Here is a 12,533-nt window from a genome sequence, read left to right as displayed (position 1 = left end):
AAAAAAGCTGCCGATATTTATCGGCAGCTACAAATCTCTATTTATTAAAATTAACCTTCTCGCTCTCCGCACCAAGCGTAATCGTTGTCTCACTCGGCTTCGTCTCGGCAATCAGCTTGCCATTACGGTAGGAATAACGTACGGATGCTTGCTTACGAATCGCTTCGTACTCGTTCTCTGCATGAAGCACGATGAAGTTCGCAGGCTTGCCTGCTTCAATGCCGTACTTGTCCTCGATCTGCAACGTTCTTGCGCTGTTCTTCGTAATGAGGTCAATGGAGTTTACGATCTCATCATAACCCATCAACTGCGAAGCGTGGATACCCATGTGCAACACTTGCAGCATATTTCCTGTACCTAGCGGATACCAAGGATCGAAGATGTCATCATGACCGAAGCAGACGTTGAGTCCTGCTTGCTGCAACTCCTTCACGCGTGTTAATCCTCTACGCTTCGGATATGTGTCGAAGCGACCTTGCAGGTGGATGTTTACGAGTGGATTGGATACGAAGTTGAGGTCAGCCATTTTTAATAGACGGAACAGCTTGTACGTGTATGCATCATTGTAAGATCCCATTGCTGTTGTGTGACTTGCTGTTGTGCGGGCACCAAGACCACGCTCATAAGCTTCCTTCGCTACAACTTCAAGGAATCGAGACTGTTCGTCATCAATTTCATCACAGTGGATATCGACGAGACGGTCATATTTTTCAGCAAGATCAAATGCAATTCGCATGGAGTCAACGCCATACTCACGTGTGAATTCAAAGTGCGGGATACCGCCGACGACATCAGCCCCCATCTTCACAGCTTCTTCTAATAGTTCCGTTCCGTTCGGGAAAGATAAGATGCCTTCTTGTGGGAATGCCACGAGTTGAAGGTCCACATGGGATGCCATCTCTTCCTTCACTTCTAGAAGAGCTTTAAGTGCGATTAGTTCAGGGTCTGTTACGTCAACATGGGTACGCACGTGCTGAATCCCTTGAGCGATCTGCCATTTCAGCGCCGTCTTCGCTCTTGTCTTCACATCGTCTGCAGTTAACGTTTGTTTGCGCTGGGACCAACGCTGAATACCCTCGAATAACGTACCGCTCTTATTCCACTCCGGCTCACCTGCTGTAAGTGTTGTATCCAAATGAATATGCGGCTCGATAAATGGTGGCAATACAAGCGCGCCCGCTGCATCGATAACCTCATGATTGTGAGTATCTACAGGGGATTGTGTTACTTTCTCAAACTTGCCATCTTGTACGATAATATTCCAAAGGCCTTGTTGTCCTCGAAGTGTTGCGTTTGTAATGATCATATTTGAAAACTCCCTTCTAGTTGTCCTAATGCTCGAACAGCTCCCTACTCAATCTCCATAATAAAGACTGAGCTGGAAGCCATACATGTACGCTACGTACCTATCATACTATAAAACCTATTCTTCACGCTTTGGCATGCATTTCATCACGATTACATAGATAACAGCTGTTCCGATTAAGCCGTTAATTGGAGGAATACCTGGCAACAAGTTCGCTAGGATAACACCACCAGCCCATGCAAGAAGGGCAACCCAGTTCACTTGCTTGAATTTCATATCTTCAAATTTCTTGTAGTTACCGCGGTTTAGGATAAAGTAATCAGCAAGCAAGATTGCACCAATGGATGGTAGTGCAGTACCTAGAACCGTTAGGAATCCAACAAAGTTGTTGTAAAGCCACATTGCAGCAACCGTACCTACCAATCCGTTGAAGATAACAATTTTGTTCTTAGAGAACTTCGTAATATTTGCAAATCCAAGACTGGATGCATAAAGTGCATTTTCATTTGTCGTCCAAATGTTTAATCCGAGTACAACAATCGCAGGTAGAATCAGACCTTGCAAGAACATCACATCGGAGATGTCCGCTTTTCCGTATACAATCGCACCGACTGCGCCGAATAAGAACATTAAAGAGTTACCTAAGAAGAAGGCGATGACTGTGGATGTAACCGCTGATTTTGTCGTTTTTGCAAAACGTGCAAAGTCAGGAGTTAGTGTACCACCGCTAATGAACGACCCGATACAAATCGTAAGTGCTGCTGAAATTCCGATTGCTTGTGCCGGCTCATAAGCCATCAATCCTTGAATACCGCCAGCCGTTCCTGTTGCTTCAATTACAGAGTAGCTCCCTAAGATTGCGATGGAAGGCACGGCAACAATGCCTAGAATGGCTAGTGCTTTAATACCGTAGATTGCAGTGATCGTCATCAGAACACCAGAGATTGCAATGAGTGCATATACGTTCATGCCTGTTACTTTCTGAACCGGTACTGCGAACATTGCTACCCCAACACCGAACCAACCAACTTGTGTCGTACCAAGCAATAAGGAAGATAGATAAGAACCTTTAATCCCGAATGCGTATTTAGTAAGCAAGTGCGTGGACAATCCCGTCTTCGCAGCGATATATGCAAGTGCGCCTGTATATACCCCAAGAATGAGGTTACCCGTTAATACGATCCAGATAAATTGACTGAAGGTTAATCCATTGCCGAGTGCCCCACCAGACCACATGCTTGCGGAGAAGAATGTAAAGCCGAGCATCACCGCAAGTATTTTCCAAAAACCATTTCGATGTGACTGTGGTACCGGTTGTAACGAGAACTCTAAATCTACTTTTTCCATAACATATAATCCCCCATCATGTTAGTGTATGCGTGATGTAACTGATACCATGAACTCGAGAATGATATGCCTATGGCATAACAAAAAGAGGCTTACCGCCGTTTCTGACAGTAAGCCTCCTGTTTATGACAAACGAAAGGGTCTATGCGCATGCAAACACACACACGTCACCCACGTGTCGTCATAAAATTCCGCTGTCCTTGCCAGCCTCACGGGACTGAATTAAAGGTACCAAGTTTTATAAACGATTTTATTATGCAAAATATAGATCAACCTGTCAATGGTAATTACCTGCCAACAATGCTTAATTACTTATTCGCCACGTACACCTTCAGCAGTTTGCCCTTGATCGTCGTGTTCTTCATTACTTGGAGCACATGCTGGCCTTTGCCGTTTAGAATATCCACATAGGTCACGTTATCTTGGATCGCAATGATCCCGATATCCTCCGCGGTTACGCCTTCAATGCGAGCGATTGTACCTACGAAGTCAACAGCTCTTAGCTTCTTTTTCTTACCTCCGTTGAAATAGAGTTTCACGATCTCTTTGTTCAACTGCTCACTCTTGTCTACTTTAAGGTCAGGTTTCTTATTCATTTTCCTTGCAAAATCGTCCTGACTACCTGCCACCTCATCATTTGTCGGTGGGGTTAGACTCGTAATCTCAAATCCAATATAATCTTGAATTTCACGTAGGTATCGACCATCATTCGGGGTGACAAATGAGATCGCTTTGCCGGTTTTACCAGCACGACCTGTTCTTCCTGTACGGTGAACGTAGCTTTCTTTGTCCATCGGAAGATCATAGTTAATCACATGCGTAATATTATCGATATCAATACCGCGTGCCGCCACATCTGTCGCAACAAGATAACGGAACAGCCCTTTGCGATAATCGTTCATCACAGCGAATCGTTCTTCTTGCTCCATGCCGCCATGGATCTTATCGCAAGGATAGTCCAGCTCCCGCAATTGATCGAACACCTGATTCACATGCTCTTGCGTACGGCAGAAAATAATACAGCTGTCCGGATTCTCGACAATCGTCACATTTTCGAGCAAAGCGAATTTGCCGGAATCTCTCACTTCATACAGCGCATGTTCGATTCGATCGGTCGTGATGCCCGTTGCTTGAATCTCCACCTGTTTCGGATGATCCATAAACTTGCGGGACAGCATCTCGACTTCTTCTGGTAAAGTTGCCGAGAATAACAGGGTTACGCGATCCATTGGCAATTCGTTAATGATGGATTTAACCTGCTCGATAAAGCCCATATTTAGCATTTCGTCGGCTTCATCAATAACCAAGTACTCCACACGCTCCAGCGGAATCGTACCTCTGCCTAGATGATCGAGTACACGTCCAGGCGTTCCGACAACAACGTGACATTTTTGCTTGAGTTCCATTGTTTGTCTGGCAAAAGAATCGCGGCCATAGATCGCCGCCGCCTTAATCCGCTTGAATCGGCCGATATTCGTCATGTCCTCTTTGACTTGAACAGCCAATTCCCTCGTCGGAGTGAGGATTAACGCCTGTGGTTTATTCTCGTCCCAATCGACTAATTCACAGATCGGAATACCGAATGCCGCCGTCTTACCGCTTCCCGTCTGTGATTTTACAACCAGATCATGTCGCGCAAGCACGACGGGAATCACTTCTCGTTGTACTTCCGTCGGCTGCGCATAGCCCAAGCTGTCCAATGCCCGTACGATTTCATCACTTAATTTATAATCTGTAAAATGCTGATCGCTCATGAAATAACCTCGTCTTTGTTTGTATGATTTGATATGTGGTTAGGTTGCCACCGTACAACTATCATATACGATTTCGTGATGTAACGGATACCATGGACGCGAGAATGATCGGACTATGGCATAACAAAAAGAGGCTGACCGTCATTTCTGACAATAAGCCTCACTCACAACCATCCCTTATCCTCGGCGAGCTTGATCGCTTCGATCCGGCTTTTGACTTCAAGCTTACCCATAATTTCAGAGAGGTAGTTGCGCACCGTGCCGTGAGAGAGGAATAAGCTAGCTGCAATTTCATTCGAAGTTTTGCCAGATGAAGCAAGCCTTAGGATTTCACATTCTCGTTCAGACAAAGGATTCTTCTCTTTAAATGCGCCGAATATTAATTCTGGTGCCATCTCGCGCTTACCTGCCATAACATTACGGATGGATTGTGCGAGATCGTCACTGGAGCCGTCTTTTAACAAATAACCATGCACTTCAGCTTTAACAGCTCTTTCAAAATATCCAGGACGTGCGAAAGTGGTAAGTATGATCACTTTGCAAGAGGACTTGGCCATCTGAAGTTGCTCAGCAATATCGAGCCCTGTCAGAAGCGGCATTTCAATATCCATTAAGCAGACATCAGGCTTAAGCTCGTGGATCAGCTTAAGTGCTTCCTCACCATTATCTGCTTGCCCGATGACTTCAATATCATCTTCTAAGTCAAGAAGTGAACCTAATGCACCCCGCAGCATACGCTGATCTTCCGCAAGAATGATTCGAATCATCCTAGACAACCCCTTCCAGTGGTTCTTTGATGACAACAGGGATAATAATAGACACCACTGTACCAGTGTGGCTAGCATTTGGAGCTAGTTGCAGCTCTCCTTCAATAAAGGCTAAGCGCTCCCGCATACCTGCCAGTCCATTACCCTCAAGCACTTGAGTTGAAATCCCCTTGCCGTTATCTTGTACCACTATGCCGATAGTTCCTTCGGTGTGGATTAATTTTATCGTACAGATGGTCGCCTCACTATGTTTGACTACATTCGTGATCAGTTCACGGAGGCACATACTCATAATATTTTGCGTCAATGCAGGGACGTCCCTCAGCTCAGTCTCGCCCTTTACGATCAGCTTAATTTGTGCGCTGCTTAGAATGGCTTCTGCATCGATCAGTTCTTCTGCGACGGTCGTCGCACGCATCTCCGACACAAGCTCTCTTACTTGCTTTAACGTGGAGCGGGAAGTACGTTCAATTTCAGCTGCTTCGTTCTGTGCACGCTTCGGGTCTTTGTCGATTAACTTCGTAACCAATTGACTTTTTAACGTAATCAGAGAGAGGGTGTGACCCAGTGTATCGTGTAAATCTCGGGCAATTCGCATCCGTTCATCCCGCTTAACGAGCTGCTTAATTTGCTCGTTGGCCTGATCTAACTTTCGCTCTAAATCTTGATATTTCATAGCAGATCGAATTCCAAACGGTGAGACAAGCATCACAATGAACATGGGTGCCATCATAAGGGAACCTTTATTGTTTATAAGATTCTGGAAATTAACTACGATCGGAGCTATACAGACGATTGCAAATGTGATCATTGCGATTCGAAAAGGTCGCGTATTCCGATATTGCCCCACAAAGTTAGCTGCAAAGAATCCCATAAGCACATAAGTTTCTGCATAAAAGACAGACAAGATGAAGACGATGAACATCTGCAAGCCTAACCAAATTGCATATTTCATTCTGTGGCCAATCGCATAATAGAGTTGACGATAAGAAACGATAAATACAAGGAGCATCGCATATCCAAGCACCATCTTAACCCCATGTTGTTCGGTCATACTAGTTAGAGGAAATGCTAGATATAGTAGAAAGACCAATGGGAATACACCGAATCGCTTTGGAAATAACTCAAACTTTCTCCTTGCTGCCATGTTATGCTACACCGCTTCCTGTTTTTTTCTAATATAGTTTGATAATAGCATAAACACGATCAGGTAGCCTGCTAGAATAAGAACACTGCTTAAAGTAGGCGCTTGTCCGCGAATGATATCCCATACGCCACTGCCGAAGTTATAGGAAGGAAGCCAGTGCCCGATCTGCTGCATGAGATTTGGGAGCACTTCCATCGGCATCCACATCCCGCCTGTAATCGCAAGAGCCATATAGATCATATTGCTTACGCCACTAGCTGTCTCCACTTTACGCATCATGCCAATTAATGTTCCAATTGCAAGGAATGGTGCAGATGCAAGTAGAATCCATAGTCCGCTAGTGATCCACTGTACAGCTGATAAAGAGACACCGTTGATGAGGTAACCCGCAATGAAAATCACAATAATGGATAGTAGGTGAACTAGCGTCTGGCTGATCATTTTTGCGAAAAAATAAATCGAGTTCGGCAGCGGTGTAATCCGGATAAAACGCGACCAACCAGTTAGCCTTTCTTGAACCATGCGAATACCAAGTGTCATGATCGATGAACCCATCACACTGAACGTAGCCATCGACATCAAGTAATGCGCCTGCCATAACTGCTTATCTGCCATACCTGAGTTTACAACCTTCGTAAAGATGTAATAGAACAAGATCGGCATAACTAGCGACCAGAATATATAGTATTTGTTGCGCAGCACGCGCAGAATTTCAGCTTTACACTGCATTAATAACATATTCATTTTACACAACCTCCTTATGATCAAGCGTTAATTGAGCAAAAGCATCTTCCAAGCTGCCTGACTGAATTTGAACCCCGGATACCTGCATGTTTTGTTTGTAAACCGCTGCAATAGTCGCATCCGTGTCCGTTGTCACGACATATGTACGCCCTTCCTGCACATAGACGTCCGAGACCCCCGGCAGCGCCAGTAATTGTTCATGGTTGTTGCTATCCTCGATATAGAAGGAAACAGTCTGTTTGGTTAGTTTTGCTTTAATTTCCTCGGGCTTGCCATCTGCTACAATGCTCCCGTGATGGAACAATATGACGCGATCCGCCACATCGTCAGCCTCCTGCAAATAATGAGTTGTAAAAATAATCGTCTTTCCCTTCGCCGTAAACTGCTGCACTTGATCCCAGAAAGCTCGGCGAGCACGAATATCTAGACCGACAGTCGGTTCATCGAAAAAGAGTAAGTCTGGATTACCCGCAAGTGCTAGTGCAAATCCGAGACTGCGTTTCTGACCGCCAGACAGCTTATTGGCATATCGGTTTAAATCTTCCTTGCGCAGCCCTGTCAGGCGAGTTAACTCCTCTACCGTCATCGGATTCGGGTAATAGCTGCGAACGAGATGAATGATCTCACGCACTGTTAAATTATCAACGACATCAATCTCCTGCAGCATAGCGCCTACCCGTTCACGCACCTGCTTCTCTTTCGGATCTTGACCGAATAGCTTCACAGAACCTGATGTTGAGTCAATAAGTCCGAGGAGCATCGACAGCGTTGTCGTCTTTCCAGCTCCATTCGGCCCTAGAATCGCTACAACTGTTCCTTTATTTATAGTGAACGATACTTGATCTACCGCATGCTTATTTCCATACACCTTCGTCACTTGCTGAACTTCCACGATTTTATTCATTTCCACCTGTTTATTCATCCCCTTGCACCTCCAACGTTTCTGTTCTCATTGTAGAACGTGGACAGGGTCATTATAAGTTAACAGTGTCATGACTTGCAGGTGACAAGTGTCATGTTTTGAAGTGCCAGATAGTAGGAGTGTCACTTGATAGATTCCAATTCAAATTTTTACTAGATTCATAGTTTAGCTATCGTCTATTTTGCCCATACTAGCAATCATAGGAACTTGAGAGGGGTAAGACGTGATGAAACATATTTATTTATCGGTTGAGCCATCAGCGCCAACGAAATCATCGAACCAATCCTTTACTTTTCGCACTTATATGATTCTCGCTTTTGCACTTATATTCATGATCGTCGTTTGGGAAAATAACAAAGGAAACACAGCCATTGCGGCTTCAACGATTCCACAGGAATCCATTCGCTTGCGTATTCTAGCAAATTCGGATGATCCGATGGATCAACTCGTTAAGCGCGATATTCGTGATAGCGTCATTGCACAGATCGGAGAGTGGGCAGGTGGTCCGCAGACATTAGAGCAAGCTCGCGAGACGATTAATTCTCATTTGACAGAAATAGAGGATTTGGTAGGAAAAGAACTGCAAAAACGCGGTTACAGCTATGGATATAAAGTGGAACTTGGACAAGTTCCTTTTCCAGCAAAAATGTACGGAGGTCAAGTATACCCAGCAGGAGATTACGAGGCACTTCGAATCTCGCTAGGTAAAGCGGAAGGTCAGAACTGGTGGTGTGTGTTGTTCCCACCGTTATGTTTTGTGGATGTAGTGTCAGGCGATGCGGTGGCAAGCACGAATGAGGGTAAAAGTGCGAAGGGTGTTCAGACGAAGAACATGAGCTCAGCTTCTGATTCCAAAGAGAAATCAATTAAAGCGGGTAAGGATGTAGACAAATCGGTAAAAACAGCTTCGCTTGCTTCCGATGTGAAAGAAAAAAATGATTCGTCTACAACCGACACAAGTAATGAAAAGTCAGGCGAGCGTCAATATCGGTTCTTCTTATGGGATTGGATTAGCAGCTGGTTTAGTTAAGGGATTAACCGGTGGTTAAGACGGATACCTAGGATATCCGGGATACCAAAAGTGACTTAAAGGTTACTTACAGTCACCTCAAGTTAGCTCAAGACACTTAAAGGTCACTTAAAGTCACTTCATAGTGACTCAGTCCACCCAAGTCGCTGAAGTCACTCGAATCACCCGAGTTATTCAAGGATTTCCACCCCCAACCAATCTACAATTTAGTTTGCAGGTTTCTCTAATTTCCAATTAAACATCGAATCGGATTCTCCGGTTCTACGCATACCGAGCTTCTCCAACACACGTATGGAGGGCTCGTTGTCTTTGAGCGTCAGGACTGATGCCATAACCAACTTCAATCGCACGTTTCTCATCAGGTTTCCCTTTGAAACCCGTATCCCCAATAACTTGTCCATCTTCGGTACGTATGATATACCATACACCCCACCCAAGTAGGGAAGGATCTGCTTGAAGTCCATCTAAATACATCTGAATGTGTTTAAGAAGCGGGTAGCCTTGCTTGGAATAGGTTTCGATTACATCGGTGGTAATCGCGATTAGTGTGAGTCTAGGTGTCGTAATTTGAACGGATGAATGCATTGTAATTGAGACTCCTTTGCGGTAGGATTGCGTGATGGCACCATTTTCGGTAAAATTTTGACACATCAGACGCACATTTTAAAGTGAAGATACACGTAGGTGATCTCTTCTAGTATAGCAACTAACGATTACTTGAAAAGCCGAATAATTCCCTAATCAGATAATTATGAAAACTTTTACCATAGACTTGAATTCAAGAAGCAAAGGATGAGGACGTTTTGACGAAACAATGGCATATCGCAAGGCACATAGATGAAGCTGCCTCACAAGAAGCATTAAGTGACGCAGCAGAGCTGCTTCGACAAGGACAAACCGTCGCTTTCCCAACCGAAACGGTGTACGGACTTGGGGCGGATGCCACGAATACCGATGCCGTTAAGCAGATTTTCATGGCCAAAGGACGACCTTCCGACAACCCGCTTATCGTGCATATTGCAGACCGTCAGGATTTGCCGAAGTGGACAAAACCTGTTGAAGGTCCCGTGGAACAATTAATGGAAGCGTTCTGGCCAGGGCCGCTGACGATCATTTTTCCCGTTCGCCAAGGAACCATCTCCCCGCTCGTCACAGCGGGGCTTTCCACTGTCGGGATTCGCATCCCCGACAATACCGTTGCCCGCGAGCTCATTCGCCTCTCGGGCAGACCCATTGCTGCCCCGAGCGCAAACTCCTCGGGTAAGCCAAGCCCAACACGTGCCGAGCACGTGTTAGCTGATCTCGACGGCCGCATTGGCGGCATCGTCGAGGCAGGGTCAGCCACCGTCGGACTCGAGTCGACGGTGGTAGAGTGGGCGCAGGATGCTTTGCACATCCTGCGTCCTGGCGGCGTGACCGCCGAGCAGCTGCGCGAAGCGCTGCCCGGCGTCACGGTCATCGCCCCGGCGGGGGGCGAGCCTTCCGGCGATGCAGCAGAGTCGATCGATATGTCACCGGGCATAGCCGCTGACACATCAAGCTCTGCTGCAATCGCGGGCGAGGCGCCTCGTGCGCCGGGCATGAAGTACGCCCACTACGCACCGCGTGGACGAATGATCTTAGTCGACGGCGCTGATCCGGACGCCGTCGCGAGTACGATCCGGCGCGAGCTGCGCGCCGCGAAATCCCGCGGTGAGCGCACAGGCGTGCTCACCCGCACCGAACGGTCGGCCCTCTACGAGGAGGCCGACGTCGTCGTTGCCTGCGGCACGCTCGCCGCGCCGCATACCATCGCGCAGGGGCTGTTCGCAGCCCTGCGGCAGTTCGACCAAGATGAAGCGACCTTCATCTTGGCAGAATCTTGCCCCGAGCATGGCATCGGGGCTGCGATCATGAACCGCCTGCGCAAAGCCGCAGGCGGCAACATCATTCACTCGGACGAAGGGCACTAACCCGTGTTCGCGCATTGAAACCTTACGCATGATTTGTCCACCTCCCGCATATGTTGGGAGAAGAAAAGGTGGACAGGGGGCGTAGGGATGTATAGTTTTGCATTGGGGCAGTTTATGACGATATTCATCATGTCAGTCGCCCTTGGGTTTGACGCTTTTTCGCTCGGCCTTGGAATGGGCATGAGAGGGGTACGACTGCTTCATATTGCATGGCTATCATTTGTCATTGGACTTTTTCATATATTGATGCCGTTAGTCGGTATTTTCATGGGGCATTATATGTCCTCGTTACTCGGACAAGTAGCTGTCTCCATCGGTGGAATTCTACTAGTCGTACTTGGTGGGCATATGCTCTATTCCTCACTTAGCAGTTCGAACAGCTCCGAGCCCATACGTCAGCCGCTAACGCTGTGGGGACTCGCCTTGTTCGCGTTAAGCGTGTCTGTGGATTCCTTCTCCGTTGGGGTGTCACTCGGAATGTTTGCCACGGATGTTCTTCTGACCGTATTGATGTTTGGAATTGTAGGGGGCATCATGTCGATCTTAGGATTGTTGCTTGGTAAACACGTATCTCGCATCTTCGGTGGTTATGGCGAAGCAGTGGGTGGTATTATCCTTCTTGCTTTCGGATTGAACTTTTTACTTTGATAAGTGCTGAGTTTAATAGTGGTCTTCTAGCCCATCTTTCATGCTTCATCAGCCTTATGATGAGGCATTTCTTATGAAATCAGGTATAATAGAAGTATAGAAACACAGAGAAGGGATGCGGTGAGAATGTTACGCATTTTATTTGTATGTACGGGCAACACATGTCGCTCACCGCTAGCAGAAGGGCTCATGCGTAAGCTGGCTGGGGACGCTGGAATGGCAGTGGAAGTGCGATCTGCTGGAGTTTATGCGTCGAATGGTTCCCCGATTTCCAATCATTCCGCTCACATTTTACGGGAAAAGGGTGCATCTGACGCGATTCGCTCAAGCTCGATTCATTCAGATAACGTTCAGTGGGCAGATCTCATTCTAACCATGACACAGAGTCATAAACAGGCACTCATTCAACATTTCCCAGACGTTGTGGGTAAAACGTTTACCTTCAAAGAATATACCAATGGGGACAGCGGTGCCTCTCTTATTCAGCAGGAGCGTGAAGAGCTCATTGCGGAGTTAAGCCTCAAACAAGCGCTTGGTCATGAGATTACGGAAGCAGAGAAAGAACGTTATTATGAGCTTGAGCGGCGTGTTCCGAACATTGATATTTCCGACCCATTCGGTGGCTCACTTGAACGTTATCGGATGACAGCTGCAGAGATTGAACAGGAAATTCACAAGCTCATTTCGTGTCTGCATCGGTCCTAATTAGGATTGAAAAATATAGGGGTCAAATCCCTTTACAGCCATCTAGCATTAAGCTACAATAAGAGCAATTATGAAGCCTCGATGTAACTGGCGACGAGTGGGTCTAACCACAGTGGAGCATCGAGGGATACGGCCGGTCGCCTGGGCAAAGAGTATTCGACGTGTGTATGCGCATGTCGTATGCTCTTTTTTTCATTTCGTATGAGGTTCC

General features: G+C 46.5%; 12 protein-coding genes and 1 riboswitch. Of the genes, 4 read left to right on the top strand and 8 right to left on the bottom strand.

All coding sequences use genetic code 11. From position 1 onward, the window contains the following. Positions 1-37 precede the first annotated feature (37 nt). The 7 genes from NV379_RS20895 to NV379_RS20865 all read right to left on the bottom strand — a co-directional run bounded on the left by NV379_RS20895 (position 38) and on the right by NV379_RS20865 (position 7,987). Positions 38-1,306 (bottom strand): cytosine deaminase, encoded by a 1,269-nt coding sequence (locus NV379_RS20895; protein ID WP_258209289.1) that lies wholly within the window; start codon positions 1,304-1,306, stop codon positions 38-40. 117 nt (positions 1,307-1,423) lie between these two features. Next, positions 1,424-2,653 (bottom strand): cytosine permease, encoded by a 1,230-nt coding sequence (gene codB / locus NV379_RS20890; protein ID WP_258209288.1) that lies wholly within the window; start codon positions 2,651-2,653, stop codon positions 1,424-1,426. Positions 2,654-2,961: 308 nt separating this feature from the next. Beyond that, positions 2,962-4,407 (bottom strand): DEAD/DEAH box helicase, encoded by a 1,446-nt coding sequence (locus NV379_RS20885; protein ID WP_258209287.1) that lies wholly within the window; start codon positions 4,405-4,407, stop codon positions 2,962-2,964. Between the two features lie 164 nt (positions 4,408-4,571). Beyond that, positions 4,572-5,174: a response regulator transcription factor gene (locus tag NV379_RS20880; protein WP_258209286.1), complete on the bottom strand. Its 603-nt coding sequence runs from the start codon at positions 5,172-5,174 to the stop codon at positions 4,572-4,574. Between the two features lies 1 nt (position 5,175). Continuing rightward, positions 5,176-6,321: a sensor histidine kinase gene (locus NV379_RS20875; protein ID WP_258209285.1), complete on the bottom strand. Its 1,146-nt coding sequence runs from the start codon at positions 6,319-6,321 to the stop codon at positions 5,176-5,178. Positions 6,322-6,327: 6 nt separating this feature from the next. After that, on the bottom strand, positions 6,328-7,065 hold the full coding sequence (locus NV379_RS20870) for an ABC transporter permease (protein ID WP_258209284.1): 738 nt from the start codon (positions 7,063-7,065) through the stop codon (positions 6,328-6,330). 1 nt (position 7,066) lies between these two features. Then, the gene (locus NV379_RS20865; RefSeq protein WP_258209283.1) at positions 7,067-7,987 is read right to left on the bottom strand and encodes an ABC transporter ATP-binding protein; all 921 of its coding nucleotides are present in this window, start codon (positions 7,985-7,987) and stop codon (positions 7,067-7,069) included. A gap of 226 nt (positions 7,988-8,213) precedes the next feature. Here NV379_RS20865 and spoIIR point away from each other — a divergent pair, with 226 nt between their 5' ends. Beyond that, on the top strand, positions 8,214-9,017 hold the full coding sequence (spoIIR, locus tag NV379_RS20860) for a stage II sporulation protein R (protein ID WP_258209282.1): 804 nt from the start codon (positions 8,214-8,216) through the stop codon (positions 9,015-9,017). Positions 9,018-9,278: 261 nt separating this feature from the next. On the opposite strand, the gene NV379_RS20855 is transcribed toward spoIIR, so the two are convergent. Then, on the bottom strand, positions 9,279-9,602 hold the full coding sequence (locus NV379_RS20855; RefSeq protein ID WP_258209281.1) for a GNAT family N-acetyltransferase: 324 nt from the start codon (positions 9,600-9,602) through the stop codon (positions 9,279-9,281). A 218-nt stretch (positions 9,603-9,820) separates the two neighbouring features. Here NV379_RS20855 and NV379_RS20850 point away from each other — a divergent pair, with 218 nt between their 5' ends. The 3 genes from NV379_RS20850 (at position 9,821) to NV379_RS20840 (ending at position 12,322) form a co-directional block, all read left to right on the top strand. Then, a complete protein-coding gene (locus NV379_RS20850) occupies positions 9,821-10,969 on the top strand; it encodes an L-threonylcarbamoyladenylate synthase (RefSeq protein WP_258209280.1) in 1,149 nt (382 codons plus the stop codon). 87 nt (positions 10,970-11,056) lie between these two features. Further along, a complete protein-coding gene (locus NV379_RS20845; RefSeq protein ID WP_258209279.1) occupies positions 11,057-11,617 on the top strand; it encodes a manganese efflux pump MntP in 561 nt (186 codons plus the stop codon). A gap of 126 nt (positions 11,618-11,743) precedes the next feature. Continuing rightward, positions 11,744-12,322 carry a low molecular weight protein arginine phosphatase gene (locus NV379_RS20840; protein WP_258209278.1) on the top strand — a complete coding sequence of 193 codons (579 nt, stop codon included), beginning with the start codon at positions 11,744-11,746 and terminating at the stop codon, positions 12,320-12,322. Between the two features lie 73 nt (positions 12,323-12,395). Beyond that, positions 12,396-12,476: riboswitch (ZMP/ZTP riboswitch) on the top strand. The last annotated feature ends 57 nt before the right edge of the window (positions 12,477-12,533 follow it).

This window comes from Paenibacillus radicibacter, from assembly GCF_024721995.1.
Lineage (GTDB): Bacteria > Bacillota > Bacilli > Paenibacillales > NBRC-103111 > Paenibacillus_AM > Paenibacillus_AM radicibacter.
The sequence above is the reverse complement of the archived record's forward strand: the minus strand, read 5'-3'. Positions and strand labels throughout refer to the sequence as shown.